At 70.9% G+C, this 26372-nt stretch carries 22 protein-coding genes and 1 other RNA gene; 3 read left to right on the top strand and 20 right to left on the bottom strand.

Features of this window, described 5'->3' with window-relative positions:
* Nucleotides 1–13: 13 nt before the first annotated feature.
* The 6 genes from N5875_RS24155 to N5875_RS24130 form a co-directional block, all read right to left on the bottom strand.
* Nucleotides 14–1669 (bottom strand): beta-N-acetylhexosaminidase, encoded by a 1656-nt coding sequence (locus tag N5875_RS24155; RefSeq protein ID WP_338495913.1) that lies wholly within the window; start codon nt 1667–1669, stop codon nt 14–16.
* A 4-nt stretch (nt 1670–1673) separates the two neighbouring features.
* On the bottom strand, nt 1674–2522 hold the full coding sequence (locus tag N5875_RS24150) for a carbohydrate ABC transporter permease (RefSeq protein WP_338495911.1): 849 nt from the start codon (nt 2520–2522) through the stop codon (nt 1674–1676).
* The gene (locus tag N5875_RS24145; RefSeq protein ID WP_338495908.1) at nt 2519–3481 is read right to left on the bottom strand and encodes a sugar ABC transporter permease; all 963 of its coding nucleotides are present in this window, start codon (nt 3479–3481) and stop codon (nt 2519–2521) included. Before N5875_RS24145 ends, N5875_RS24150 begins: the two co-directional genes overlap by 4 nt.
* A 5-nt stretch (nt 3482–3486) precedes the next feature.
* The gene (locus N5875_RS24140; RefSeq protein ID WP_338495905.1) at nt 3487–4803 is read right to left on the bottom strand and encodes an extracellular solute-binding protein; all 1317 of its coding nucleotides are present in this window, start codon (nt 4801–4803) and stop codon (nt 3487–3489) included.
* A 213-nt stretch (nt 4804–5016) separates the two neighbouring features.
* Nucleotides 5017–5307, bottom strand: coding sequence for a DUF3039 domain-containing protein (locus tag N5875_RS24135; protein WP_318106551.1), 291 nt, complete (start codon nt 5305–5307; stop codon nt 5017–5019).
* A gap of 30 nt (nt 5308–5337) precedes the next feature.
* Nucleotides 5338–5898 (bottom strand): YqgE/AlgH family protein, encoded by a 561-nt coding sequence (locus tag N5875_RS24130; RefSeq protein ID WP_030324470.1) that lies wholly within the window; start codon nt 5896–5898, stop codon nt 5338–5340.
* Nucleotides 5899–6212: 314 nt separating this feature from the next.
* Between N5875_RS24130 and murA the strand changes: the two genes are divergently transcribed.
* The gene (gene murA / locus N5875_RS24125) at nt 6213–7559 is read left to right on the top strand and encodes a UDP-N-acetylglucosamine 1-carboxyvinyltransferase (RefSeq protein WP_318210058.1); all 1347 of its coding nucleotides are present in this window, start codon (nt 6213–6215) and stop codon (nt 7557–7559) included.
* Nucleotides 7560–7690: 131 nt separating this feature from the next.
* Here murA and N5875_RS24120 read toward each other — a convergent pair whose 3' ends face one another.
* The 6 genes from N5875_RS24120 to N5875_RS24095 form a co-directional block, all read right to left on the bottom strand.
* Nucleotides 7691–7972, bottom strand: a complete 282-nt coding sequence (locus tag N5875_RS24120; RefSeq protein WP_015033921.1) for an HU family DNA-binding protein — start codon at nt 7970–7972, stop codon at nt 7691–7693.
* Between the two features lie 312 nt (nt 7973–8284).
* Entirely contained in the window at nt 8285–9715 is a 1431-nt protein-coding gene (locus N5875_RS24115) for an NAD-dependent malic enzyme (RefSeq protein ID WP_318210059.1), read from the bottom strand.
* Between the two features lie 401 nt (nt 9716–10116).
* Entirely contained in the window at nt 10117–12456 is a 2340-nt protein-coding gene (locus N5875_RS24110; protein ID WP_338495896.1) for a UvrD-helicase domain-containing protein, read from the bottom strand.
* Between the two features lie 458 nt (nt 12457–12914).
* The gene (locus N5875_RS24105; RefSeq protein ID WP_318210061.1) at nt 12915–14066 is read right to left on the bottom strand and encodes a uroporphyrinogen-III synthase; all 1152 of its coding nucleotides are present in this window, start codon (nt 14064–14066) and stop codon (nt 12915–12917) included.
* A gap of 84 nt (nt 14067–14150) precedes the next feature.
* A complete protein-coding gene (locus tag N5875_RS24100; RefSeq protein ID WP_318210062.1) occupies nt 14151–15518 on the bottom strand; it encodes a nitrate/nitrite transporter in 1368 nt (455 codons plus the stop codon).
* 263 nt (nt 15519–15781) lie between these two features.
* The gene (locus tag N5875_RS24095) at nt 15782–16756 is read right to left on the bottom strand and encodes a LysR family transcriptional regulator (protein ID WP_318210063.1); all 975 of its coding nucleotides are present in this window, start codon (nt 16754–16756) and stop codon (nt 15782–15784) included.
* 107 nt (nt 16757–16863) lie between these two features.
* Between N5875_RS24095 and N5875_RS24090 the strand changes: the two genes are divergently transcribed.
* A complete protein-coding gene (locus tag N5875_RS24090; RefSeq protein WP_338495894.1) occupies nt 16864–18132 on the top strand; it encodes an MFS transporter in 1269 nt (422 codons plus the stop codon).
* An 81-nt stretch (nt 18133–18213) separates the two neighbouring features.
* On the opposite strand, the gene ssrA is transcribed toward N5875_RS24090, so the two are convergent.
* The 5 genes from ssrA to ftsE all read right to left on the bottom strand — a co-directional run bounded on the left by ssrA (nt 18214) and on the right by ftsE (nt 22185).
* Nucleotides 18214–18606: a transfer-messenger RNA gene (ssrA, locus tag N5875_RS24085) on the bottom strand.
* A gap of 124 nt (nt 18607–18730) precedes the next feature.
* Nucleotides 18731–19270 (bottom strand): SsrA-binding protein SmpB, encoded by a 540-nt coding sequence (smpB, locus tag N5875_RS24080; RefSeq protein WP_318210065.1) that lies wholly within the window; start codon nt 19268–19270, stop codon nt 18731–18733.
* A gap of 18 nt (nt 19271–19288) precedes the next feature.
* A complete protein-coding gene (locus tag N5875_RS24075) occupies nt 19289–20476 on the bottom strand; it encodes a S41 family peptidase (RefSeq protein ID WP_338495893.1) in 1188 nt (395 codons plus the stop codon).
* Nucleotides 20477–20554: 78 nt separating this feature from the next.
* Nucleotides 20555–21472 (bottom strand): permease-like cell division protein FtsX, encoded by a 918-nt coding sequence (gene ftsX, locus N5875_RS24070; protein ID WP_318210067.1) that lies wholly within the window; start codon nt 21470–21472, stop codon nt 20555–20557.
* A gap of 23 nt (nt 21473–21495) precedes the next feature.
* Nucleotides 21496–22185: a cell division ATP-binding protein FtsE gene (gene ftsE / locus N5875_RS24065; protein ID WP_030223113.1), complete on the bottom strand. Its 690-nt coding sequence runs from the start codon at nt 22183–22185 to the stop codon at nt 21496–21498.
* A gap of 235 nt (nt 22186–22420) precedes the next feature.
* Between ftsE and N5875_RS24060 the strand changes: the two genes are divergently transcribed.
* Nucleotides 22421–22606: a hypothetical protein gene (locus N5875_RS24060; protein ID WP_318210068.1), complete on the top strand. Its 186-nt coding sequence runs from the start codon at nt 22421–22423 to the stop codon at nt 22604–22606.
* Nucleotides 22607–22751: 145 nt separating this feature from the next.
* Here N5875_RS24060 and N5875_RS24055 read toward each other — a convergent pair whose 3' ends face one another.
* From N5875_RS24055 to N5875_RS24045, 3 genes are all read right to left on the bottom strand, one after another.
* On the bottom strand, nt 22752–23498 hold the full coding sequence (locus N5875_RS24055; protein WP_338495888.1) for a hypothetical protein: 747 nt from the start codon (nt 23496–23498) through the stop codon (nt 22752–22754).
* Between the two features lie 392 nt (nt 23499–23890).
* Nucleotides 23891–24994, bottom strand: coding sequence for a peptide chain release factor 2 (prfB, locus tag N5875_RS24050; protein WP_229314006.1), 1104 nt, complete (start codon nt 24992–24994; stop codon nt 23891–23893).
* Between the two features lie 29 nt (nt 24995–25023).
* Entirely contained in the window at nt 25024–26262 is a 1239-nt protein-coding gene (locus N5875_RS24045) for a serine/threonine-protein kinase (RefSeq protein ID WP_338495883.1), read from the bottom strand.
* Nucleotides 26263–26372 lie beyond the last annotated feature (110 nt).

Raw genomic sequence — 26372 nt, 5'->3', positions numbered from 1 at the left:
GATGTCGGGTCCCTCACACGATCGGGGGCGTGCCCTCCAGGGGGCGGCCGACCACCCCCGGGCGCTGCTGCCGGGGATGGGGTCCGGCGGGCGGGCGGTAGTCCACGCCGAGGGCGTCCAGGCGCGCGTAGTGGGTGTGCATCCGGCGTGCGAAGGCCGGGTAGTCGCGCGCCTCCGGCGCGGGCAGCGCGGACCAGGCGACCTCGGCGAAGGCGGCGAGGCGCGGGAAGACCTGGTAGTCGACTCGGGACCGGTTCTCCATCACCTCGGTCCAGACGTTGGCCTGGGTTCCCAGGATGTGGGCGGCGGCCTCCGGCGAGAGGCCCGGCGGGACGGGCTCGAAGCGGTAGACGTCCTCCAGGGTGCGGACGTAGCCGATGGGCATCGGTTCGTCCTCGCCCGGCGCCTGACGGTGGTCCAGGTACACCTGCTGCTCGGGGCACATGACGACGTCGTGGCCGGCCTCGGCGGCGGCGATCCCGCCCCCGTATCCCCGCCAGGAGGACACGGCCGCGCCGTCGGCGAGGCCGCCCTCCAGGATCTCGTCCCAGCCGATGAGCCGCCGTCCGCGGGCGGTGAGCCAGCGGTCGAAGTGGCGGATGAACCAGGACTGGAGCTCGTCCTCGTCGGCGAGCCCGAGTTCCTTGATGCGGGCCTGGGCGGCCGGGGAGGCCTTCCACTGGTCCTTGGGGCACTCGTCGCCGCCCACATGGACGAAGGTCGAGGGGAAGAGGTCGAGGACCTCCTCGAAGACGCCCTCGTAGAAGCGCAGGACGGTCTCGGTGGGGGCGAGGACGTTGGGGTTGACGCCCCACGTGTCCCAGACGGTGAGGGCGGCGGTGTCGACGACGTCGGTGTTGCCGAGCTCGGGGTACGCGGCGATGGCTGCCTGCGAGTGGCCGGGGAGGTCGATCTCGGGGACGACGGTGATGTGCCGGTCGGCGGCGTACGCGACGATCTCGCGGATGTCGTCCTGGGTGTAGAAGCCGCCGTGCGGGGTGTCGTCCCAGAGGGGCGAGGCCCGGTGGCCCCACTTGCTGCGGGCCCGCCAGGAGCCGACCTCGGTGAGCCGGGGGTGGCGCTTGATCTCGATGCGCCAGCCCTGGTCGTCGGTGAGGTGGAAGTGGAAGACGTTGAGCTTGTGGGCGGCGAGGAGGTCGAGGTGGCGCAGGACGTCGTCCTTGGGCATGAAGTGCCGGGAGACGTCGAGCATGAGGCCGCGCCAGCCGAAGCGGGGCCGGTCCTCGACGGTGACGTACGGGAGGTCCCGGCCGCCGCCGCTCACGGGCGCCCTGCGGTACGCCTCCGGGCCGAGGAGCTGACGGAGGGTCTGGGCGCCCCAGAACACCCCGGCGGGGCCGCCGCCCTCGATGACGACGGCGGCGTCGGGGTCCTCCGTGCTGAGGCGGTAGCCCTCGGGGCCGTGCTCCCGCTCCACGGCCTCGCTGACGCGCAGCCGGATGGCGTGCGGGCCGGCGCCGTCGGCCAACGGCAGGCCGGTGGCGGCGCCGAGGACGGAGCGGAGCCAGCGGGCGGTGGAGCCGGTGCCGGGTCCGGCGTCGAGGGTGGTCCGCTCGTCGAGCGAGAAGCAGCCCGGGGAGTCTCCGCGTACCTCCTGGAGGAGCGGTGCCGGGATCAGGTCCGTGCCGGGGTACGGGTCAGTGGTCATCACGTCAGTCCTTCACCGCTCCGCCGAGGCCCGAGACCAGGCGGCGCTGTACGAGTACGAAGAAGACGAGCACCGGGACGGTCATCACGGTCGAGCCGGCCATGATGCCTCCCCAGTCGTTCTCGTCGGGCTTGAAGAAGACGAGCAGGGCCATGGGGAGGGTCGACTGGGAGGTGTCGCTGATGATGAACGACTTCGCGAAGAGGAAGTCGTTCCAGGTCGAGATGAACGAGAAGACGCTCGTCGCGACGAGGCCGGGGAAGACCAGCGGGAAGAGGATCTGCCACAGGAACCGGGTGCGGCTCGCCCCGTCGATCTGGGCCTGCTCCTCCAGTGCCTCCGGCACCGCCTTGACGAAGCCCCGCAGCATCCAGATCGCGAAGGGCAGCGAGAAGGCGATGTGCGGCAGGATCAGCGAGCCGAGGGTGTTGAGCTGGCCGGCGTCCCGCATGAGGAAGAACAGCGGGATGGTGAGGGCCTCGACCGGCACCATCTGGGCGACCAGGAACATGATGAGCAGGGTCGTCCGGAACCTGAAGCGGAAGCGGGTGACGGCCGTCGCCGCGAGGAAGGCGATGAGCGCGGAGGCGAGGACGACCGTGCCCGCCACGATCAGCGAGTTCAGGAAGTAGCGGCCGAACTCCTGCTGTTCGAAGACGCGCCGGAACGAGTCGAGGGACGGGGAGAGCGTCCACGGCCGCGGTGCGGTGGACTGGATCTCACCGGCCGGTTTGAAGGCCGAGAGGACCATCCAGTACAGCGGGAAGGCGACGGCGGCGGCGACGAGCAGGGTGACGGCCTCGGCGGCGAGGCGTCCGGGTCGCGCGGGCCGCCTGATGCGGAATGTGGTCACAGCTCTTCTCCCTGGCGTCGCAGCAGGCGCAGGTAGACCAGCGTCACGGCCAGCAGGATCAGCAGCATGACGACGCCGATCGCCGAGCCCAGGCTGTACTGGGACGAGGCGAAGGCCTTCTGGTAGGCGTACACGTTGAGGACGAGGTTCTGGCCGGCGATGCCGCCGCCGTTGGTCATCACGTAGATCTGGGTGAAGACCTTGAAGTCCCAGATGATCGACTGGATCGTGACGACGACCAGGATGGGCCGGAGCATGGGCGCCATGACCGAGCGCCAGATCCGCCACTGCGAGGCGCCGTCGAGGGCGGCGGCCTCCAGGACCTCGGACGGGATGGCCTTGATGCCCGCGTAGACGGTGACCATCACGAACGGGAAGGAGCACCAGACGACTTCGAGGAGGACGAGGGCGAAGGCGCTGTACCGCCCGTACGTCCAGGAGAAGTCGCCGAGCCCGAGCAGCTTGTTGACGGGGCCGAAGTCGGGGTCGAAGAGGAAGACCCAGACCGTGGAGCCGGTGATCGCGGGCGTGGCCCAGGCGCCGAGCGCGGCCATCATCAGGACGAACCGCGGCAGGGCACGCACGCGCGTGAGGAGTACGGCGAGGGCGCAGCCGGCGGCGAGCGTGGTGACGACGCAGGCGGCGGCGAAGAGGACGGTGGCGAGGAGGACCTGCCAGAACTGGGGGTCGGCGAAGAGGGTCGTGTAGTTGCCGAAGCCCTTGAAGGAGGTGGGTTCGCCGCCGCTGACCTGGGCCTGGGTGTACTCCAGGAAGGAGATCAGGCCGAGCTGGTAGACGGGGTAGACGAGGAGTCCGCCGAGGACGGCGAGGGCGGGCAGCAGGTACAGCCAGGGGGTCCAGGGGCGGTGGCCCCTGGGGCCGCCGCGGCGGGCCGGCCGGGCGGCCGGGGGCGCGGTCGCGCCGGGCCGCTTCCCGGTGACGGTGAGCTGGGTCGTCATGCGGCTCAGCCCGCCGGCGCGAAGGCCGCGTCCATCTTCTTCGCGGCGTCGTCGGCCGCCGCCTTGACGTCCTTACGGCCGCTGACGACCTCCTGGAACATCGTGGGCAGCACGAGCGAGGCGTCGATCCGGCCCCAGCCGGGGGACGCCGGGACGAACTTGGTGCCGGCGCCGAGGGTGTCGATGAAGGGCTTCACGAAGGGCTTTCGCTGGGCGGCGGCGGTCCGGACGTCGGTGTACGTGGGGAGGAAGCCCATCGCGTCGAAGAGCTTGCCCTGGGTCTCCTTGCCGGTGAGGGACTTGAGGAGGTCGACGGCGAGGCTGCGGTGCGAGGTGCTCTTGAGGACGCCGATGTTGTTGCCGCCGGCGAAGGCCGGGGCGATGGAGCCGGGGGTGGTGCCGGGCAGCGGGACGACGGCGTACTTGCCCTTCACGGTGCCGGCCTCGACGGCGGCGTGGCTGAAGTCGCCGCCGATGGCCATGGCGGCCTTGCCGGAGGCGAAGGCGGTGACGGTGGCGTTGCCGCCCATCTGGGCGCACTTGGCCGCGGGGCAGTTGTCGTCGCCGAAGAGCGAGGTGTAGGTGCTGATGCCCTTGAGGGCGGCCTCGCTGTTGACGGCGGCCTTGTACGTGGCGCCGTTCGCGGTGGCGAGTTCGCCGCCGGCCGCCCAGACGAAGGGCATGGCGCCGTAGGTGTAGGCGCCGCCGACGGCGATGCCGTACAGCTCGGGTTCGGCCTTGCGGATCTTCTTGGCGGTGGCGACGAGTTCGGCCTGGCTCTTGGGGGCGGTGAGGCCGAGTTCCTCGAACACGTCGGTGCGGTAGTAGAGGGCGCGGACGCCGACGAACAGCGGGGCGCCGTAGACCTTTCCGCCGACGGTGACGGACTGCCTGGCTGTGGGGTCGGTGTCCTTGGCCTCGTCCCAGGCGCCGAACTCGGTGCTGATGTCGGCGAGTCCGCCGTCCTTGACGTATCCGGCGGTGTCGGTGTTGCCGTACTCGATGAGGTCGGGGGCGGACTTGGGGTCGTTGAAGGCGGCCTTGACGCGCTGGGCGCGGGTCTCCACGGGTATGTACTCGACCTCGACCTTCGCGCCCTGGTGCTGCTTCTCGAAGGCGGCGACGGCCTGCGCGACGACCTGTTCCTTGGGTTTGTTGCCGACCTCCTGGAAGAGCCAGACCCGCAGGGTGCCGGTCTTCTCGTCCGTCGTGGCCTTGCCGTCGGACGTCTGGGGCGCGCAGGCGGTGACGGTGAGGCCGGCCAGCAGGAGTGCGGCGGCCGGGGCGGTGACACGGGCGGTGACGCCGGCAGGAAGTTTCATTGCGGTTCCCCTCCAAGTGCGTGCGTTGCAACATGTGCAACGATCGTTTCGCGCTGCACAACACGCGTGAGGTTAGGCGCGCCTCCACCGACCGGACAAGAGGTCTCGACCACCTGAAAACGCGAAACGGCCCCCGTCACCCGTACCGAAGTACGTGTGACGGGGGCCGTCCCCGACGTTCCGAGAGGTCAGGACACCGCGGTCAGGACACCGCTACTTCTTGTCCTTGCCGCCCTTGTCCTTGTCGCCACCGCCGGCGCCCATGGACTCGTAGATCTCCTTGCACATCGGACAGACCGGGTACTTCTTGGGGTCGCGCCCCGGCACCCAGACCTTTCCGCACAGCGCCACGACGGGCGTACCGTCGAGGGCGCTCGCCATGATCTTGTCCTTCTGGACGTAATGGGCGTAGCGCTCGTGGTCGCCGTCACCGTGGGACACCTGCGGCGTCGGCTCGACGAGGGTTCCCGTACCTGCCCCGCGCTCGGGCTCGAGAGTGCTCATAACCGCCAAGGGTACTGAAAGCCGGGGCCCTCAGTTGAGGGAGGGATCGTCCGGGTACGTCGCGATCATCGCGAGCTCGCCGCGCTGCCGCCGGAGCACCTGCCGCCAGAGGGTCTCGGGCTGCGGCGAGGAGACGTCGCCGGGCTCCGACTCGACCACGTACCAGGCTCCGTCGCCCAGCTCGGTCTCCAGCTGGCCGGGGCCCCAGCCCGCGTACCCGGCGAAGATCCGCAGCGAGCCGAGGGCCGGTCCGAGCAGCTCGGGCGGGGTCTCCAGGTCGACCAGACCGATCGCCCCGTACACCCGCCGCCAGCCGAGCGGCCCCTCGTCGCCGGGGATCACGGCGACGCCGAGGGCGGCGTCGAGGGAGACGGGGCCGCCCTGGAAGACGACACCCGGTTCGCCGGCGAGACCGGCCCAGGGGGCGAGGATGTCGCCGACGGTCACCGGCGTCGGCCGGTTGAGGACCACGCCGAGCGAGCCCTCGTCGTCGTGGTCGAGCAACAGCACCACCGCGCGGTCGAAATTCGGGTCCGCGAGGGCGGGGGTGGCGACGAGCAGCCGTCCTGTGAGCGAGGACACCTCGGTCATGCGACACATGATCTCGCATCTTCGGCGTTCGCGGGGGGTCTCGGAGGGTACGGAGGGACGCGATGTCCGGAACTCGCCGACCGTCGCAGTTCAGAGGGGAGGGGGCGGGCCCGTACCGGCGCTTGGGCGACACAAGCGGACGGTGACGCTCCGCAAGATCACGGGAACAGAGGGTGTTGTGCCGAATTCATTACATCTGACAGGCCCCCCGGCGCACCCAAGAGAGGTCTCATGGCCCCTTACCCTTTTCACTGGCCACCCGACCGACCTCCCCCTAGCTGCGCGGGGGGGACCCCCACCGGAACGCGAGATTCATGACCGGCACAGACAGCCATGATGTACTGCTCGTCCATGGCGGAACCCCGCTGGAGGGCGAGATCCGCGTCCGCGGCGCGAAGAACCTCGTGCCCAAGGCGATGGTCGCCGCCCTGCTCGGCAGCGGCCCGAGCCGCCTGCGCAACGTTCCCGACATCCGTGACGTCCGCGTCGTCCGCGGACTGCTCCAGCTGCACGGCGTGACGGTCCGTCCGGGTGAGGAGCCCGGCGAGCTCGTCCTCGACCCGACGCACGTCGAGTCCGCGAACGTCGCTGACATCGATGCCCACGCCGGCTCGTCGCGCATCCCGATCCTCTTCTGCGGCCCGCTGCTGCACCGCCTCGGCCACGCCTTCATCCCGGGCCTGGGCGGCTGCGACATCGGCGGCCGGCCCATCGACTTCCACTTCGACGTGCTGCGCCAGTTCGGCGCCACCATCGAGAAGCGGGCGGACGGGCAGTACCTGGAGGCCCCGCAGCGTCTTCGCGGTTGCAAGATCCGGCTGCCGTACCCCTCGGTCGGTTCGACCGAGCAGGTGCTGCTGACGGCGGTGCTCGCCGAGGGCGTCACCGAGCTGTCGAACGCCGCCGTGGAGCCCGAGATCGAGGACCTCATCTGCGTGCTGCAGAAGATGGGCGCGATCATCTCCATGGACACCGACCGGACCATCCGGATCACCGGTGTCGACCGCCTCGACGGCTACACCCACCGGGCGCTCCCGGACCGCCTGGAGGCGGCCTCCTGGGCGTCCGCGGCGCTGGCGACCGAGGGCAACATCTACGTGCGCGGCGCCCAGCAGCGCTCGATGATGACCTTCCTCAACACCTACCGGAAGGTGGGTGGCGCCTTCGAGATCGACGACGAGGGCATCCGCTTCTGGCACCCGGGCGGCTCGCTCAACGCGATCCACCTGGAGACGGACGTGCACCCCGGCTTCCAGACGGACTGGCAGCAGCCGCTGGTGGTGGCCCTGACGCAGGCCTCCGGCCTCTCCATCGTCCACGAGACGGTGTACGAGTCCCGGCTCGGCTTCACCTCCGCGCTCAACCAGATGGGCGCACACATCCAGCTGTACCGCGAGTGCCTCGGCGGCTCCGACTGCCGCTTCGGCCAGCGGAACTTCCTGCACTCGGCGGTCGTGTCCGGCCCGACGAAGCTCCAGGGCGCCGATCTGGTCATCCCCGACCTGCGCGGCGGCTTCTCGTACCTGATCGCGGCGCTCGCGGCGCAGGGCACCTCCCGGGTGCACGGCATCGAGCTGATCAACCGCGGCTACGAGAACTTCATGGAGAAGCTCGTCGAGCTCGGCGCCAAGGTCGAGCTCCCCGGCAGCGCGCTGGTGTGACGCCCGTGACGGCGTAGCCCGTGTGCGGGCCCTGAGGGGCCCGCACACGGGCGAACGAAAGGGCGGCCACCCCCTGACAGGGTGGCCGCCCTTTCTGTGCCTCCAGGCTGCCTTACGCGGCCTTGTCGGCCTTACTTGCCCTTGGCGGCTTCCTTGAGCTTCGAGCCCGCGGAGACCTTCACGCTGTAGCCGGCCGGGATGTCGATCGGGTCGCCGGTCTGCGGGTTACGAGCGGTGCGAGCGGCACGGTGGGTGCGCTCGAAGGTCAGGAAGCCGGGGATGGTGACCTTCTCGTCGCCCTTGGCGACGACCTCACCGACGGTCTCGGCGAGAGCGGCCAGCACGGCGTCGGCGTCCTTGCGGGTCACCTCGGCGCGGTCGGCCAGGGCGGCCACCAGCTCACTGCGGTTCATGTTGTTACTCCCGTGTTCTTCTTGCCTGTGAGGCGTGCCACGCGGCGGAAGCCGCGTGATTGGGTACAGCGAAGCCGATGCTGCCAGGGCCTTCGGACAGTCCCCGGACCCGGGTCTAATGACAGACCCTCGCGCCCAAACACGCATCCTGCCCCCACCAGCGGCGGGAACGCCAATCCGGCACCCCCTGGGGTCACACGAAAAGCGCCAGCGCCCCGTGGTGGTGACGTTCTGTCGACTCCGCGAAAACCATGCGGAGCCGAAAAGCCACCCTAAAGGCGGGTTTACGGCTCCGCGAATCGCGACGCGCCGTCAGCGGCCGGTCGCCGCCGGGCCGCCGGCCGCCGCCTTCGCCGCGTTGCGCACGGCTCCGGCGACCGCGCCCGCGACCTTGTCGTTGAAGACCGACGGGATGATGTAGTTCGGGTTCAGCTCGTCCTCGGTGACGACGTCGGCGAGGGCGGTGGCCGCCGCCAGCATCATCTCCGTGTTGACGGTACGGGACTGGGCGTCGAGGAGACCGCGGAAGACACCCGGGAAGACCAGCACGTTGTTGATCTGGTTCGGGAAGTCCGAGCGGCCGGTGGCGACGACGGCGGCCGTCAGGCGCGCGGCGGCCGGGTCGACCTCCGGGTCGGGGTTCGCGAGTGCGAAGACGATCGCGCCCTCCGCCATCGCGGCGACGTCGTCCGCGCCCAGCAGGTTCGGGGCCGAGACGCCGATGAAGACGTCCGCGCCGACCACGGCCTGCTTGAGGGTGCCGGTGACGCCCTCGGGGTTGGTGTTGTCGGCGATCCAGCGCAGCGGCGAGTCGGCCGGGGCGTCCACGAGGTCCTCGCGGCCCGCGTGCACGACGCCCTGGATGTCGGCGACGACGGCGTGCTTCACGCCCGCCGCGATCAGCAGCTTGAGGATGGCCGTACCGGCCGCGCCGGCACCGGACATGACGACCCGTACGTCGCCGATGCCCTTGTTGACCACGCGGAGCGCGTTGGTCAGGGCGGCGAGGACGACGATGGCCGTGCCGTGCTGGTCGTCGTGGAAGACGGGGATGTCGAGGGCCTCGCGCAGCCGGGCCTCGATCTCGAAGCAGCGCGGCGCGGAGATGTCCTCCAGGTTGATGCCCGCGAAGCCGGGGGCGATCGCCTTGACGATCGCCACGATCTCGTCGGTGTCCTGCGTGTCGAGGCAGAGCGGCCAGGCGTCGATGTCGGCGAAGCGCTTGAACAGGGCGGCCTTGCCCTCCATGACCGGCATGGCGGCCATCGGGCCGATGTTGCCGAGGCCGAGGACGGCGGAGCCGTCGGTGACGACCGCGACGGTGTTGCGCTTGATGGTGAGGCGGCGGGCGTCCTCGGGGTTCTCGGCGATCGCCATGCACACCCGGGCGACACCCGGGGTGTAGATCATGGAGAGGTCGTCACGGTTGCGGATGGGGTGCTTGGACGCCATCTCGATCTTGCCGCCGAGGTGCATCAGGAACGTACGGTCCGAGACCTTGCCGAGGACGACGCCCTCGATGGTGCGCAGCTGCTCGACGATCTCGTCGGCGTGCGCGGTGGAGGTCGCGGCGATGGTGACGTCGATACGGAGCTTCTCGTGGCCGGAGGCGGTCACGTCGAGGCCGGTGACGGATCCGCCGTGGGACTCCACCGCCGTGGTGAGCTGGGAGACCGCGGTTCCGCTCGCGGGAACCTCCAGCCGGACCGTCATCGAGTACGAGACGCTGGGCGCCGTTGCCATGGCCGAGTTCCTCTGCTTTCCCTGAGCTTCGTTGCTACGCCGCCCCGGCTGGTTGCCCGGCGGCGCCCTCCGATGGTCGCACCTACCTGTCGGTAGCAGGTAATGCGGTCATTTTGTTTTCGGAAAGTAGTTTCCACCATACGAGAGATGCCGGAGAAGCAGAAGAGGCCCCCGTCACCTGAGGTGACCTGGGGCCTCAACTTCGTATGTACGTCTAAGTGGCACCGACCCGCCATGCTCGCCTCGCGGCAAGTGGTCCCTCTGAGGGACGAAGGTTGGGCCCGGGGGCTTGGATCGAGCCGGTGCCACGACAAGGCTAACAAACCACCCTGGTCGGTGATTCCAGCGCCACAGGTTGACCTGAAATCGGCGTCTCCCGCTCCCCGGGGCCCTCCTCGGGATCAGTCCCTCAGCAGATCCGGGACCCCCGCCTCGTCCGGCATGTCGGCCGCCGCCGCGACCACCGTGAGCTGCTGCGTCGCCCGGGTGAGGGCCACGTAGAGGACCCGCAGACCGGCCGGGGACTCGTCCGCGATCTCCGCGGGCGAGACGACGACCGTGGCGTCGTACTCCAGGCCCTTCGCCTCCAGGGAGCCGAGCGCCACGACCCGGTCGCCCAGCTCGGCCAGCCAGCGGGCCGCCTCCTGACGCCGGTTCATGGCGACGACGACACCGACGGTGCCCTCGACCCGCTCCAGGAGCAGCCGTGCCTCGGACCGAACAGTTTCGGCCAGGTCGGGCTTCCCCGCCGTCTCCCGTACCGGTACGAAACGGGGCTCGACGCCCGTCGAGCGGACCGCGCGCGGCGACTCCTTGCCCGGCATGGCGAGGGCGAGCACCTTGGCCGCGAGCTCGGCGATCTCGGCCGGGTTCCGGTAGTTCACGGTCAGCTCGAAACGGCGCCGCGGCCGGGACCCGAGGGCCTCGTCGCGGGCCGCCGCCGCCTCGTCCGGGTCCGACCAGGACGACTGCGCCGGGTCGCCGACGACCGTCCAGGTGGCGTGCCGGCCGCGCCGCCCGACCATCCGCCACTGCATGGGCGTGAGGTCCTGCGCCTCGTCGACGATCACGTGCGCGTACTCGGTGCGCTCCGCGGCGAGCCGCTCGGCCCGCTCGCGCTGGGTCTCCTCCCGTACGGGCATGAGCTCTTCCAGGCCCGTGAGCTGGTCGAGCGGGTCGTACTCGCGCTTCTTCCGGGGCCGGGCGGGGGCCCCGACCAGGGTGTGCAACTCGTCGAGGAGCGCCACGTCGTGAACGGACAGCTCCGTGCGGCGCAGCGAACGGGCGAGCCGCCGGACCTCGCCCGGGTTGAGGATGCGGCGGGCCCAGCGGCCCAGCCGGCGCTCGTCGGCCATCGCCTCGAGGACCCGGCGGGGGGTGAGTTCGGGCCACCAGGCGTCGAGGAACCCGAGGAACGAGTCCTCCGTCGACACGTCCTCGTCGAAGGAGGAGCGCAGTTCGGCGGCGAGCTCGGGGTCGCTGTGCCGGCCGACCGCGCCCGACTTGGCGTACAGCGCGTCCAGGAGCAGACGGCGGGCGCGCGGGCGCAGCAGGTTGACGGGGGTGGTGCCGCCGAGGACGTTGTGCCGGATGCGCCGCAGTTCGTCGGCCTCCAGCTCGAGACGGCGGCCGAAGGCGACGACGCGGAGCCGCGTCGGAGTGCCGGCGGGAGTTGAGGCCTCCTCCTCCCCCAGTTCGAGCTGGACCTTCGGCGCGGGGGTCTCCAGGGCGCCACGGGCGGCCTTGCGGAGCACGTGGAGCATCCGCGAGGAGCCCTTGATCCGGGCGACGGCCGGATCGTCGTAGGCGGTGGCCTCGGCGCCGTCGACGAGACTGCCGACGGCCCTGATCGCGACCTGCCCCTCCTCGCCCAGGGAGGGCAGGACGCCCTCGGTGTACGAGACGAGGAGCGGGGTCGGCGAGACGATCAGGATGCCGCCCGCGTACCGCCGCCGGTCCTGGTAGAGCAGGTACGCGGCCCGGTGCAGGGCCACGGCCGTCTTCCCCGTCCCGGGCCCGCCCTCGACGTACGTGACGGAGGCGGCGGGCGCGCGGATGACGAGGTCCTGCTCCGCCTGGATGGAGGAGACGATGTCCCGCATCGTGTGGCTGCGGGCCTGGCCGAGGGCGGCCATCAGGGCGCCGTCGCCGATGACGGGCAGCTCGCGGCCGTCCAGGGTGGCCCGGAGCTCGGGACGCATCAGGTCGTCCTCGACGCCGAGGACCTGGCGGCCCTTGGAACGGATGACCCTGCGCCGTACGACCCGGCCCGGCTCGACCGGCGTGGACCGGTAGAAGGGCGCGGCGGCTGGTGCGCGCCAGTCGATGACCAGCGGCGCGTAGTCGGAGTCGAGGACGCCGATCCGGCCGATGTGGAGGGTCTCGCCGATCTCGGCGGTGTTGTCGGGCCGTACGGCGTCCTCGGCGGGCTCGACGGAGGTGTAGGCCCCGTCGGGCCCCTTCTTCCCGTCCTTCCCCTCCAGCAGATCGATCCGGCCGAAGAGGAAGTCCTCGAACTCGTTGTTGAGCCGGTTGAGGTGGATGCCGGCCCGGAAGACCTGGGCGTCGCGCTCGGCGAGGGCGCCGGGCGTGCCGACCTGGCCCCGCTGGGCGGCGTCGTTCATCAGGAACTCCGCCTCGTGGATCTTCTCCTCCAGTCGGCGGTAGACGTGATCCAGATGTTCCTGCTCGACACCGATCTCACGGTCTCTGACCGTGTCCACGGCTTCCTGCGCGGCCACCTAAGGCCCCCTTCTGACGTGCACTGGGCAGCCGTCGAGCGTACGCCACCGGAAGGCACCGTGTCAGGCGAGCTCCCCGTCCGACCCCCAACAACCACCAGCCACCCCCACGCGCCGTCGCGGCCCACCCGAACGCAGCCCACCCCCGCACCCCCACGTTGTGGGCCTGCGCCCAGGCCGGAGCCCACCCGCCCGCCCTCGTTGTGGGCATTCGTTCCTCCCCCAAGGACTTCGTCCAGGGGACCCCCAGGGGCGGAACGGGTGGGCACAACGGACGGCGCCCCTTGCCGGGCCTAGGCTTCCGCGCCTGAACCCGCACCGGGTGCGCGCTGCGCTGGTGGTGCGGGCCCAGGCACAAAGGGCGGAGGCGCCGCCAGAGGGCGCCGTCCCGTGTGCCCACCCGTCCCGCCCCGCGGGACGATTGCCCACACGGCGGTGGGTGCGGGCGGCGGCGCGGCCTAGTCGTCGTATTTCGCGTCCGCCGCCGCGTCCAGCGCCAACCGGTACCCCCGCTTCACCACCGTCTGGATCAGCTTCGGCGTGCCCAGGGCCGCCCGCAGGCGCGCCATCGCCGTCTCCACCGCGTGCTCGTCCCGCCCCGCGCCCGGCAGCGCGCGCAGCAGGTCGGCGCGCGAGACCACCCAGCCGGGGCGGCGGGCGAGGAGCCCGAGGAGGGCCATGCCGGCCGGCGGGACGGGCCGCAGGAGGCCGTCGACGAGGACGGCGTGCCCGCGGACCTCCACCTGGTGGCCCGCCACGGGCAGGACCCGTGAGCGGGCCGGCAGCTCCTTGCAGAGGAGCTGGACGAGTGGTCCGAGCCGGAACCGCTCCGGCTGGTACGTGTCGATGCCCTCGGCCTGGAGCGGAAGCGCCGTCACGGGCCCCACGCACACCGCGAGGACGTCGTGCCTCAGCGCGGCGACGAGCTCGGCCCGTACGCCCTTCTCCTCGGCCCGCGACAGCAGCGACACCGCGGCGGGCGCGCTGGTGAAGGTGACCGCGTCCAGGCCCCCGGACAGGACGCCGTCGAGGAGCCGGTCGAGCGGCCCGCTGTCCTCCGGCGGCATCCAGCGGTAGACGGGGACGCCGACGACCTCCGCGCCCCCGGCTGTGAGCGACTCCACGAAGCCGGGCAGCGGCTCCCCGTGCAGCTGGATCGCGATCCGGCGGCCCGCGACGCCCTCGCCGAGGAGCCGGTCGAGGACCTCGGCCATGGACTCCGATCCGGGCGACCAGGACTCGGTGAGTCCGGCGGCCCGTACGGCTCCCTTGACCTTGGGTCCCCGGGCGAGGAGCTCGACGTCCCGCAGGACGGCGAGGAGCTCCTCCCCGCAGCCCCAGCCCTCGGCCGCCTCGACCCAGCCCCGGAAGCCGATCGCCGTCGTGGCGATGACGACGTCCGGGGCGTGACCGATGAGTTCCTTGGTGGCGGCCAGGAGTTCGGTGTCGTCCGCCAGGGGCACGATCCGCAGGGCGGGGCCGTGGACGACGGCCGCGCCGCGCCGGCGCAGCAGCGCGATGAGTTCGTCCGCGCGTCGCGCCGCGGTGACGCCGACCGTGAAGCCGGCGAGGGGCCCGGCGGCGGGGCCGTGTTCTTGCTGCTCGTCCATGGGGTCAGAGCCTGACGGGGACGCGTGACGGTCTCGGTTCGCCCGTATTTCCTGGTCGTTACGGTCCGCGCCGGGCACCTGACATCACACCTTCGCGTAGCCGGGCCGGGTCTCCGGCTCGGTGACGTCCCCGGCGTGCTCCGGGACCGTGGAGGGGACCGTGGCCGGAGCTCGAAGGTATACCGCCCAGGTGACGACCATGCAGGCCGCGTAGAAGGCCAGGAAGGCGACGAAGGCGGCCGTGCCGGTGCCGGAGGTCTGGAAGGACTGCCGGAACGCGAGGTTGATGCCGAGGCCGCCGAGCGCCCCGACCGCGCCGATGAGGCCCATCGCGGCCCCGGAGAGGCGCCGCCCGTAGGCCTCGGCGGCCTCTCCGGCGAGGCCCTTGCGGTGCCCCTGGGCGAGGAAGATCGCCGGGATCATCTTGTACGTGGAGCCGTTGCCGAGGCCGCTGAGGACGAAGAGGCCGATGAAGCCGACGAGGAACACGGTGAGGGACTCGATCACGGAGGCGTAGATGACCACACCGGTCGCGGCGGCCATCGCGGCGAAGGTCCCCAGGGTGATGCGGGCGCCGCCGTGCCGGTCGGCGAGGGAGCCGCCGACGGGCCGGATGAGGGAGCCGAGCAGCGGGCCGATGAAGGTGAGCGAGGCGGCCTGGAGCGGGGTGCGGCCGAACTGGGTCTGGAGCACGAGGCCGAACGCGAAGCTGTAGCCGATGAAGGAGCCGAAGGTGCCGATGTACAGGAAGGCCATGATCCAGGTGTGGCGGGCCCGGACGGCCTCCTTCGCGGCCCCGGTGTCGTTCTTCACGGGGGCGAGGTTGTCCATGAAGAGCGCGGCGCAGACGGCGGCGATGATGATCAGCGGCAGGTAGACGCCGAGCACGATCCTCGGGTGCATGGCGCCCGCCGTGCCGATGACGAGCAGGCCGACGAGCTGGACGACGGGGACGCCGATGTTGCCGCCGCCCGCGTTGAGCCCGAGCGCCCAGCCCTTCTTCCGGAGCGGGAAGAAGGCGTTGATGTTGGTCATGGAGGAGGCGAAGTTGCCGCCGCCGACGCCGGTGAGCGCCGCCACCAGGACGAAGGTCGTGTACGAGGTCCCGGGCTCCATCACCGCGAAGGCGAAGCCGGTGGGCAGCAGGAGCAGCAGGGCGCTGAAGACCGTCCAGTTACGGCCGCCGAAGCGGGCGACGGCGAAGGTGTACGGGATGCGGATCAGCGCGCCGACGAAGGTCGCGGTCGCGATCAGGAAGAACTTGCCGGCCGGGTCGACGCCGTACTGCGGCCCCATGAAGAGCACCATGACCGACCACAGGCTCCAGATGGAGAAGCCGATGTGCTCGGAGATGACGGAGTAGAGCAGGTTCCGTCGTGCGATCCGCTCCCCCGTCTCGCGCCAGAAGGTCTCGTCCTCCGGCTCCCACCGTTCGATCCACCGGCCGCCCATGTCGTACCTCCGCGGGTGTCGGGTCCTGGGGCGTCCACAGCCCCGGTCCACCTGTCCCCGACGCTAGGGAGGCCGCGTTTCGGCCCGGTGCCGCGAGGTGACGTCAGCGGAACCTTGCTCTCACCCGGAGCGCGAGGCCCCTGTGAGCGCCCCCTTTTTTAAGGCTCGGTTCCCCTCCGGGGCGCTGGAGCCGGGCTCACAGCGCCGGGTCCTACCGGTGGACGTGACCGGGTCCCGATGCGTGCCGCCCCGGGCAGCCGCCCTCAGGCGCCCGGCAGCCCCGGCTCCCCCTCCGGCAGCCAGGACCCGGCCGGACGGTGGTGCCAGCCCTCCCTGGCGCCGATCTCGGCGGCCGCGGTCCGCAGCGCGTCCAGAGCGGGATGGCGCAGCCCCTTGCGCCACACGAGGCTCACGGGTGACAGGGGTACGGGGTCGACGAGCGGCCGCAGCACAGAACCCGGCATGGGCGGGAAGTCGACGACGGCGAGCACCGGGTTGCGGTGCTTGGCCATGATGCGGCGGAACTCCTCCTTGCCGACGGCGAGCGGCGCGGGTGGCGCGATCTCGATGCCGCGCCCGGCGAAGAGCCGGGCGGCGAGGTCGGTCCACTCGGGTGTCCGGTCGTTCCCCGCGCCCGCGTAGATCCGTTCCCCGGCGAGAGCGGCGAGCGGCACCTCGGGCAGGGCGGCGAGCGGGTGGTCGTCGGGGAGGAGCACGGCCATCCGCTCGTACCGCACGAACTGGGAGTCGAGCCGCGCCCGCAGCCCGGCGTCGAGGCCGCCGTACCGGCCGAAGGAGGTGTCGAGCCGTCCGGCGAGCATCTCCCGTACGGCGCCGGTGAGTCCGCTCTCGTAGCGGGCCATCAGCTCGTGGTCCGGGGCGAGTTCACGGGCCCGGCGCAGGACCTCCTCGGGGGCGAGGCCGGGGCTGTTGAGGTCGACGAGGAGGGGCCGGGGCGCGGCCCGGAAAGCCTCGGTCAGCTCGTCGTGGGCGGCCAACACCCGGAGCGCGTACGGCAGGAGGCGCTCACCGTCGGGCGTGAGGGACACCTGCCGGGTGGTCCGTACGAAGAGCTCGACGCCCAGCTCGCGCTCCAGGCGCCGGATGTCACGGCTGAGGGCCTGCTGGGCGACGTAGAGGCGGGCTGCGGCGCGAGTGAAGTGAAGCTCCTCGGCGACGGCGGTGAAGGCGCGCAGGAGACGGGGGTCGATGTCGCGCGGCGCGACGGCCGCCGGCATGGGGGAAGGTACTGAGAAGCGCACCGCCGCATTTAACAACACAGCTGCGTGAATGGCCACCGAACAGGTGTTGGACCCACCCGCCCCCCTCCGGCGAGCCTTGATCCATGCCGCAACCGGACCTCACCCTCACCCCGGCGGGCCCCACCCTCGCCCCCCGCTACCGCGACCGGCACACCGCCGTCCCCAGCAGCCCCGCCCACACCCCGCACACCCCCCGCAACCCCTACCTCCGCCTCTTCACGCTCCCCGGCACCCGCGCCTTCACCGTCGGCAATCTGATCGCCCGGCTCCCCATGGGCATGTTCGGCGTCAGCGCCGTGATCATGATCGCGGCGGCCTACGACTCGTACGCCCTCGCGGGCGGTGTGACCGCGACCGGCATGGCCGCCGGCGCCCTCACCGCCCCCTGGATCGCCCGGCTCGTCGACCGGTACGGCCAGGCGCGGATCGCGGTCCCCGCCACCGCGTACGCGGTCCTCGGCCATCTGGTCCTGCTGCTCTGCGTCCATGAGAAGGCCCCCGTCTGGGCCCTGTTCGCCACCACCGCGCTCACCGCCACCTCCCCCAACACGGGCGGCATGTCCCGGGCCCGCTGGGCCCATCTCCTCAAGGGCGACCGGGACGCCCTGCACACCGCGAACGCCTTCGAGCAGGCCACCGACGAGCTCTGCTTCATGCTCGGCCCGGTCGTCGCCGCGCTGCTCTGCTCGACGCTCTTCCCCGAGGCCGGCACCCTCGTCGGCGCCGCCCTGTTCCTCACCGGCGTCCTGATCTTCGCCGCCCAGCGCTCCACCGAGCCGCCGGTCTCCCCCCGTACCGCCACGGGCTCCCCGCTGCGGGTCCCCGGCATGGCCCCGCTCCTCGCGGTCTTCCTCGCCACCGGCGCGGTCTTCGGCTCCATGGAGGTGGTGACCGTGGCGTACGTGGACGGCCCCGTCGCCGGTCCGGTGCTGGCCCTCCAGGCCGCGGGCTCGTTCGCGGCCGGCCTCCTCTACGGCCGCGCCCACCGCACGGTCCGGCTCCGCACCTGCCTGGCCGCGATGGCCGTCCTCATGACGATGCCGCTGCTGGCCGCCTCGACCGGCTCGCTGCTCGCCCTCGCCGGCGGGCTGCTGCTCGCGGGCATGGCGACGGCTCCGACGATGGTGACGGGCATGGGCCTGGTGCAACGCCTGACGCCGGCGTCCCAGCTCAACGAGGGCATGACGCTGGCCGTGACCGCCCTCCTCGGCGGCATCGCGGCCGGCTCCGCCACCGGCGGCTGGGCCGCCGACCACGCCCCCTTCGCCTCCTTCGGCTTCCTGGTCCCGGCCACAGCGGCGGCCCTGGCCCTCGCCCTCTGCGCGGCGACCAGGGTGGGCGCCCGGGCATGACGAAGGCCCGGCAGTCTGATGACTGCCGGGCCTTCGCCCACATGGGATGAGGTGTCCGAGGGGCCAGGCCTCCCGGACGCTCGGTGGAGATGGCGGGAATCGAACCCGCGTCCAACGGTACGGAAACAGGGCTTCTCCGTGCGCAGTCCGCTACGAGTTTCTCAGCCCCGGAGATCACACGGACAAGTCTCCGACGGGCTCAGTCACTGTTTGATTTCCTTCTCACCCCCGTGACCGGGGTGAGAAGTTTAGATCCCTAAATGACGCCAGGATCCGGGTCGGGACCACCCCCGGGCTGACGCTCCTCACAGAGGCTTCTTGTCGTTACCTAAAATTAGGCAGCGAGGGCGAAGCGGGAGTTATCGCTCTTGGAGTTGGCGATTATTGGTTGCGACATATGGTTAACGAGATCATTGCCGCTTCCTCGACACGCTTCCCCTGCATCGGTATCCGCTGTCGAAACCGATCATCCCCATGTTGATTTTTCAAAGTGCGCACCCCCTGCGGGGCAGGCACGGCCCATCGTACGTGACCGACGGGCGCTGTCGCCAGCGTATTACCCGCGACCGCGCCGCCCTGCCGGGCAGCGCCGTGGTGGCTAGGCGGCCTGGGCCGCCCGCTGCTTGCGCTTGGCCGCCGCGATGGCCCGGTTCGTCTCGCGGGTGTCCTGCTTCTCGCGCAGGGTCTGACGCTTGTCGAACTCCTTCTTGCCCTTGGCGAGCGCGATCTCGACCTTGACCCGGCCGTTCAGGAAGTACAGCGCGAGGGGCACGATCGTGTGACCCGTCTCCTGCGACTTCGACTCCAGCTTGTCGATCTCCTCGCGGTGCAGCAGCAGCTTGCGCTTCCGCTTCGCCGAGTGGTTGGTCCAGCTGCCCTGCATGTACTCGGGCACATGGATGTTGTGGAGCCACGCCTCATGGTTGTCGATCTGCACGAAGCCGTCGACCAGCGAGGCGCGGCCCATCCGCAGCGACTTCACCTCGGTGCCCATGAGCACCACACCGCACTCGTACGTGTCGACGATGTGGTAGTCGTGGCGCGCCTTCTTGTTCTGCGCGATGATCTTGCGCTCGGGCGCCTTGTCCTGGTTCTTCTTCGCAGGCTTGCCCTGCACGTTCACGAGTCCCTTTGCCATAGTGCGCTCATTTTCGCACTACGAGCCCCCTCCGAGGCCACTCAATACCGTCTTCGCCCGTTCTTCCGCCCGTTCCCCGGCGGTCAGGTCGGGGGTGATGCCCCGGCCGTCCACGGCGTGCCCGGCCGGGGTGCGGTAGTGGCCGACGGTCAGCTCGGCGACGGAGCCGTCCGGCAGGGTGCTCGGCATCTGGACCGAACCCTTGCCGAAGGTGCGCGAGCCGACCGTGACGGCCCGGCCCCGGTCCTGGAGGGCGCCGGTGAGCAGCTCGGCCGCGCTCATCGTGCCGCCGTCGATCAGTGCGACCAGGGGCCTGCCGGTGTCGCCGCCGCCCTCCGCGTACACGGCGCGCTGTTCGCCCTCCACGTCGTACGTGGCGACCAGACCGCCGTCGAGGAAGGCGGAGGCCGCCGTGGCGGCCTCCGCGACCAGGCCGCCGGCGTTGCCCCGCAGGTCCAGGAGGACTCCGGAGCCGGCGGGGGCGGCCCGTACCGCGTCCCGCACGCGCGTGCCCGCGCCCTTGGTGAAGGCGGCGACGCGGATCAGCAGGGTCCCGTCGTCGAGACGGCGGACGGAGACCGGGTCCGTGGCGAGCCGGGCCCGGTGCAGGGTCTCGGTCCAGGCGGCGCGGCCGCGCTCGACCCGGAGGGCCACGGTGGAGCCGAGTACGCCGTCGCCGCGCAGGAGGGCGACGACCTCGGAGACCGAGAGGCCGTCGACCGGGCGGCCGTCGACGGAGACGAGCCGGTCGTCGGCCCGGAGTCCGGCCCGTGCGGCGGGGCCGCCGCTCTGCACCCGGGTCACCCGGACCCTGCCGTCGGCGGCCCGGCCGGCGGAGAGCCCCACGCCGGTGTAGGTGCCGTCGAGGGCCTGCTCGAACTCGGCGTACTCCCGCTTGTCGTACACCGCGCCCCAGCGGTCTCCACTGCGGCTGACGAACTCCTCGGCCGCCTGCTTGCCCGACTTGCCGTCCGCCATCGCGTCGGCGGCGGCCCGGTTCAGGGCGGCGCTGTCGACCGTCGCGGAGTCACGTGCCCCCTCCCCCGTGCGCAGGGTCGCCTCCGCGCGCCCGGCGGCGGGCTCCTGCCGGGGCAGCGAGCCGGTGGCGGCGGCGGTGGCCAGGACCCCGGCGAAGACCAACGTCAGAACGGCCCCACGGAACACTCCGCGGGGCCGGATACAGAGATGGTCGGTGCCGGCCGGCATGGCGCCCACTCTAGGACAAGGCAATGGCGCCGCACGGGCTTTGCCCCTACGACGCCACTCACCCTCAGTGGTCTCTTCTCACACCTTCAGGTACTTGCGCAGCGCGATGAAAGCGGCCACGGCGGGCATCAGCAGCCCGATCGCGATCACCAGCGGCAGCTTGGCGAGGACGGCGTCCCAGCCGATGAAGTTGACCAGCTGCATCTTGTCCGCGAGCGCGATGCCGTGGTCGATGAGGAAGTACCGGCCGACGAGCAGCAGCACACAGGCGACCGCGCCACCCAGGAGTCCGGCGAAGGCGGCCTCCATGATGAACGGCATCTGGATGTAGAAGCTGGACGCGCCGACGAGCCGCATGATCCCGGTCTCGCGGCGGCGGCTGAAGGCCGAGACGCGGACCGTGTTGACGATCAGCATCAATGCGATGACCAGCATCAGCCCCATGACGCCGAGGGCGGCGATGTTCATGCCGTTCATCAGGTCGAAGAGGTTCTGCAGGATGTTCCGCTGGTCCTGCACCGACTCGACGCCGTCACGGCCGGCGAAGGCGGTGGCGACCACCTTGTACTTCTCCGGGTCCTTGAGCTTGACCCGGAACGACTCCTGCATCTGGTCCGGCGTCACGACGGAGGCGATGGCGGTGTCGCCGTACTGCTCCTTGTAGTGCTTGAACGCCTCATCGGCCGTCTCGTGCATGACGGTCTCGACGATGTCCATCTTCTTCAGATCGGCCTCGATCTGTTCCTTCTGCTGCGCCGTGACCGCACCCTTGGCGCACTTGGCCGCCGCGGCCGCGTCGGCCTTGTTGCAGAGGAAGATCGAGACGTTGACCTTGTCGTACCAGTAGTCCTTCATCGTGCTGACCTGCTCGCGCATGAGCAGCGCGCCGCCGAACAGGGCGAGCGAGAGGGCCACGGAGACGATGACGGCGAACGTCATCGTGAGATTGCGCCGGAGACCGACGCCGATCTCGGAGAGCACGAACTGAGCGCGCATGGTGTGTTGAGTCCCCTACCTGCTCAGTGCTGGTAACCGTAGACGCCGCGGGCCTGGTCGCGGACGAGACGGCCCTTCTCCAGCTCGATGACGCGCTTGCGCATCTGGTCGACGATGTTCTGGTCGTGGGTCGCCATGACGACGGTGGTCCCTGTCCTGTTGATGCGGTCGAGCAGCTTCATGATGCCGACCGAGGTCTGCGGGTCGAGGTTGCCGGTGGGCTCGTCGGCGATCAGCAGCATCGGGCGGTTGACGAAGGCCCGCGCGATGGCGACGCGCTGCTGCTCACCACCGGAGAGCTCGCCCGGCATCCGGTCCTCCTTGCCGCCGAGTCCGACCAGGTCGAGCACCTGCGGCACGGCCTTGCGGATCTCGCCGCGCGGCTTGCCGATGACCTCCTGGGCGAAGGCCACGTTCTCGGCGACGGTCTTGTTGGGAAGGAGGCGGAAGTCCTGGAAGACGGTGCCGAGCTGACGCCGCATGTGCGGCACCTTCCAGTTGGAGAGCCGGGCCAGGTCCTTGCCGAGGACGTGCACCTGGCCTTGGCTGGCGCGCTCCTCACGAAGGAGCAGCCGCAGGAAAGTCGACTTTCCGGAGCCGGACGAACCGACGAGGAAGACGAACTCCCCCTTCTCGATCTCCAGGGATACATCCCGGAGCGCGGGGCGGTTCTGCTTCGGATAGGACTTGGAGACGTTGTCGAATCGGATCACGGATGCACCACGGTCGGCCGGGAGTAGGTGTGCGTGACCTTACGCGACCGGGGAAGACCCGCGCAGTCGCGGTTCCGGCTTGCGGCGTTTATCCTTTTCGCCCTCGCGGACGGAACGGTCGCGTTCCGGTGGGGCGCGCCGAAACGCCGTCGAGCTGGCAGAGTGGTAGGGGGAACGTCCGGACCCCTCCGGACGTTGTCCTGGTGTGAAACCCAGTGCGGGAGGAGGAGAGCGCATGACCTACGACCGACTGGTGTGCGCCAACTGCGCGGCCCCGGTCGCCGAGGGCCGCTGCCCCGTCTGCCGCGCGAACCGGGAGCGACTGACCCCACAAGGCGGTCTCTCGCCCGCGATGCTGTTGACGCTGGCGATCGCCCTGCTGGCTGCGATCGCCCTGCTCGCGGCGGTCCAAACGGTCTAGCGGACCGCACAGCGTCCACACGAGCCGGAACCATGAGGAAGGGCCGGGGAGCTTCTCCCCGGCCCTTCCTCATGCTCTGTACGTCATACCCGGTACGTCATACCCGGTACGTCATACGCCGTACGGATCCACGCGCGCGTCCGGATCAGACGGCGGCGCGGCCCCCGCCGACGAGACGCGGCAGCATACGGAAGCCGATGCCACCGGCGATCATGGTCGCGGCGCCGATGATCAGGAACGAGGTCTCGGCCGCACCGGTCTCGGCGAGCTCCTCCTTCGCCTGACCCTGCTGCACGGGCTGCGAGCCGGCGTTGTTGGTGTCGGTGTTGCTGTTGCCGCTGTCCACGCACTCGGCGCCGTCGAGGTCGACGGTGCAGGTGCCGGCGTCACCGTTGTCGGTGTTGTCGTCACCGGGGGTGGTCGGCGCCTCGGTCTGGCCGGGCCCGTCCGTGTCATCCGGCTCCGGCGCGGTCGTCGGGTTCGTCGTGGGGTCCGTGGTCGGGTCCGTCGTCGGGTCCGTGGTCGGATCCGTCGTGGGGTCCGTCGTCGGGTCCGTGGTCGGGTCCGTCGTCGGGTCCGTGGTCGGATCCGTCGTGGGGTCCGTCGTCGGGTCCGTGGTCGGGTCCGTCGTGGGGTCCGTGGTCGGATCCGTCGTGGGGTCCGTCGTCGGGTCCGTGGTCGGATCCGTCGTCGGGTCCGTCGTCGGGTCCGTGGTCGGATCCGTCGTCGGGTCCGGGCAACCGGCAGTCCCCGGAATACACGTGGGCGTCGGGTCCGGCTCGCCGAAGGCGCCCACGGCCTGCGCCGCACCCGCCGCCGTCAGCGACGCACCGGCCGCGATCACCGCACCGGCGGCGACACGCGCGATACGGATTCGCATCTGCTTGGTCATCTGGCTGCTACCCCCAGTAGCTCATCTCGTCATGGGGCAGCGCTCGGGGCACGCGACAGAGGCGGCTCACTACTGGGCCCGCCCCCGTTCGCACGCGCCCCAGAAATGCGCATGCCAGTACGCCACCCTTCCGAGTTTCCGATGAAGCGTCAAGGTCGTTGCGCGTGCGATGCCCGAAAGATCACGACGTGTCCCACATACAACGATGCAACTGTGACGTAAACCCAGAACTCCGGGCCCCGCACCAGTAGTTCCCTTGTCGACAAAGCTCCCCGACGGCCCCGTTTCCGCTTGCGCCAGCGAATCCGCTGACCGGCCGGAGGCCACCGCCCAGAACGACGACGGGCCCCGCACCATGACGGTGCGGGGCCCGAACGTGCCGTGTTCCGGGGTTACTTCTCCTGCTGCTTGCGCCAGCGGATGCCCGCCTCCAGGAAGCCGTCGATCTCGCCGTCCAGGACGGACTGCGGGTTGCCGACCTCGAACTCCGTACGGAGGTCCTTGACCATCTGGTACGGGTGCAGGACGTACGAGCGCATCTGGTTGCCCCAGGAGCTGCCGCTGTCCTTCAGGGCGTCCATCCTGGCCCGCTCCTCCTGGCGCTGACGCTCGAGGAGCTTGGCCTGGAGGACGTTCATGGCGCTCGCCTTGTTCTGGATCTGCGAGCGCTCGTTCTGGCAGGAGACGACGATGCCGGTCGGCAGGTGCGTGATGCGCACGGCCGAGTCGGTCGTGTTGACGCCCTGGCCGCCGGGGCCCGACGCGCGGTAGACGTCGACGCGCAGCTCGGACTCGTCGATCTCGACGTGGTCGGAGGACTCGACGACCGGCAGGATCTCGACACCGGCGAAGGAGGTCTGGCGACGACCCTGGTTGTCGAAGGGCGAGATGCGGACCAGGCGGTGGGTGCCCTGCTCGACGGAGAGCGTGCCGTAGGCGTACGGCGCCTTCACCACGAAGGTGGTCGACTTGATGCCGGCCTCTTCCGCGTACGAGGTCTCGTAGATCTCGGTCGAGTAGCCGTGTCGCTCCGCCCAGCGCAGGTACATGCGCTGGAGCCGCTCGGCGAAGTCGGAGGCGTCGACGCCACCGGCCTCGGCGCGGATGTTGACCAGGGCCTCGCGCTCGTCGTACTCGCCGGAGAGGAGGGTGCGGACCTCCATCTCGTCGAGGGCCTTGCGGACGGAGGTGAGCTCCGTCTCGGCCTCGGCGAGGGTGTCCGGGTCGTCCATCTCCTCGGCGAGCTCGAAGAGCACCGCGAGGTCGTCGATGCGCCCGCGCAGGGTCTCGGCCTTGCGGACCTCGGCCTGCAGGTGCGAAAGCTTGCTCGTGATCTTCTGCGCCGCCTCCGGGTCGTCCCACAGGGACGGGGCCGCGGCCTGCTCTTCGAGCACGGCGATGTCGGCCCTCAGCTTCTCGAGGTCCAGGACGGCCTCGATCGACCCCATGGTCGAGGAGAGGGACTTCAGCTCTTCGGATACATCGACGACTGCCACGCGTCCAGCGTAACGGCTCGCCGCCGCTGCTACGGCAGTGAGGACTGCTTGGAGTCCTGCGGCGGGGTGTCCGCGTCCCCGGAGACCGCCAGGTAGCCGCCCGCGCCGAGGGCGCCCGCGACCACCACCGCCGCGATGGTGAGGGTGATCCGGCGCTTGCGGACCGCCTCGGCCTTGTGGCGGGCCGAGCCGGGTCTGCGGGCCCCGGCGGAGCGCGGGGCGCGGGCCGTGCCCAGGGGGCCGCCGGAGAGCTCGTCGGGGGCCGGGACCCGCATGGAGGTGTGGGTGTCGCGGTTGGAGTCGGCGGAGGCGCCGGGGACGAGCGGCACGGCGGCCCGGCGCGGGCCGGGCTCGCCCGCGCCCGTACCGGTCGCGTACGTGTCCTCCTCGTACGGCTCCGGCGCCGGCTCCGCGTCCGGCTCGTCCACGTCGAGCGGCGGGATGCCCTTGAGCAGCGGCAGGACGTCCTTGAGGCGGGTGGCGAGCTCGGAGGCACGCAGCCGGGAGGCCGGGGCCTTGGCCAGGCACTGCACGAGCAGCTGCCACAGCTCCTCGGGGATGCCGGGCAGCGGGACGACGGTCTCGGTGACGTGGCGGCGCAGCACGGCGCCGGGGTGGCCGCCGCCGAAGGGGGTGAAGCCGGCGAGCAGCTCGTACAGGACGGTCGCGAGGGCGTAGATGTCGACGGCGGCCCGGGGCGGGAGGCCCTCGACGATCTCGGGGGCGAGGTAGTCGGGGGTGCCGATGATCCGGGTGGCCTTGGTGCGGCCGGGCGTGTCGATCAGCTTGGCGACGCCGAAGTCGGTGAGGAGGGCCGGGTGCGCGCCGCCGGGTCCGAGCGGCCCCTCCATGTCGAGCAGGATGTTCTCCGGCTTGACGTCCCGGTGGACGATCCCGGCGGCGTGCGCGGCCGCGAGGGCGTCGGCGACGTCGGCGACGATCGCGACGGCCGCCTCGGGGGCGAGCCTGCGTTCCCGGTCGAGCCGGGTGCGCAGGTCGGTGCCGCGTACGAGGTCCATGACGAGGGCCAGGTCGTTGCCGTCGACGACGAGGTCGCGGACCTTGACCACGCGGGGGTGGTCGAGGCCGAGCAGGGCGGTCCGCTCCTGGACGAAGCGGCCGACGAGCTCCTGGTCGGAGGCCAGGTCCTCGCGCAGCAGTTTGACGGCGACGGGACCCTCGGGCCCCTCGCCGAGCCACACCGTTCCTGCACTGCCCCGCCCCAGGATCTGGTGGGTGGTGTAGCGGCTGCCGATGTTCCGTGCCAAGACTGCTCCCTCAGCGGCTGCGGTTCGCGTGCAAAGTTACGCGTCCGCAGCCGCCGGACGTCACTTCCGAGGGGAAATCACCCCTCGGAAGTCGATAAATCGGCAGTATT

It is taken from the genome of Streptomyces sp. SJL17-4, from assembly GCF_036826855.1.
Taxonomy (GTDB): Bacteria; Actinomycetota; Actinomycetes; order Streptomycetales; family Streptomycetaceae; genus Streptomyces.
The sequence above is the reverse complement of the archived record's forward strand: the minus strand, read 5'-3'. Positions and strand labels throughout refer to the sequence as shown.

Excerpts from the sequence above, each read along its gene's own strand:
- N5875_RS24115 (WP_318210059.1), bottom strand. The coding sequence starts at position 9,715 with ATGGCAACGGCGCCCAGCGTCTCGTACTCGATGACGGTCCGGCTGGAG.
- N5875_RS24105 (WP_318210061.1), bottom strand. The coding sequence starts at position 14,066 with ATGGACGAGCAGCAAGAACACGGCCCCGCCGCCGGGCCCCTCGCCGGC.
- N5875_RS24140 (WP_338495905.1), bottom strand. The coding sequence starts at position 4,803 with ATGAAACTTCCTGCCGGCGTCACCGCCCGTGTCACCGCCCCGGCCGCC.
- N5875_RS24095 (WP_318210063.1), bottom strand. The coding sequence starts at position 16,756 with ATGCCGGCGGCCGTCGCGCCGCGCGACATCGACCCCCGTCTCCTGCGC.
- N5875_RS24075 (WP_338495893.1), bottom strand. The coding sequence starts at position 20,476 with ATGCCGGCCGGCACCGACCATCTCTGTATCCGGCCCCGCGGAGTGTTC.
- N5875_RS24130 (WP_030324470.1), bottom strand. The coding sequence starts at position 5,898 with ATGACCGAGGTGTCCTCGCTCACAGGACGGCTGCTCGTCGCCACCCCC.
- N5875_RS24155 (WP_338495913.1), bottom strand. The coding sequence starts at position 1,669 with ATGACCACTGACCCGTACCCCGGCACGGACCTGATCCCGGCACCGCTC.
- N5875_RS24135 (WP_318106551.1), bottom strand. The coding sequence starts at position 5,307 with ATGAGCACTCTCGAGCCCGAGCGCGGGGCAGGTACGGGAACCCTCGTC.
- N5875_RS24055 (WP_338495888.1), bottom strand. The coding sequence starts at position 23,498 with ATGACCAAGCAGATGCGAATCCGTATCGCGCGTGTCGCCGCCGGTGCG.
- N5875_RS24145 (WP_338495908.1), bottom strand. The coding sequence starts at position 3,481 with ATGACGACCCAGCTCACCGTCACCGGGAAGCGGCCCGGCGCGACCGCG.
- smpB (WP_318210065.1), bottom strand. The coding sequence starts at position 19,270 with ATGGCAAAGGGACTCGTGAACGTGCAGGGCAAGCCTGCGAAGAAGAAC.
- N5875_RS24120 (WP_015033921.1), bottom strand. The coding sequence starts at position 7,972 with ATGAACCGCAGTGAGCTGGTGGCCGCCCTGGCCGACCGCGCCGAGGTG.
- N5875_RS24060 (WP_318210068.1), top strand. The coding sequence starts at position 22,421 with ATGACCTACGACCGACTGGTGTGCGCCAACTGCGCGGCCCCGGTCGCC.
- murA (WP_318210058.1), top strand. The coding sequence starts at position 6,213 with ATGACCGGCACAGACAGCCATGATGTACTGCTCGTCCATGGCGGAACC.
- N5875_RS24090 (WP_338495894.1), top strand. The coding sequence starts at position 16,864 with ATGCCGCAACCGGACCTCACCCTCACCCCGGCGGGCCCCACCCTCGCC.
- N5875_RS24100 (WP_318210062.1), bottom strand. The coding sequence starts at position 15,518 with ATGGGCGGCCGGTGGATCGAACGGTGGGAGCCGGAGGACGAGACCTTC.
- ftsX (WP_318210067.1), bottom strand. The coding sequence starts at position 21,472 with ATGCGCGCTCAGTTCGTGCTCTCCGAGATCGGCGTCGGTCTCCGGCGC.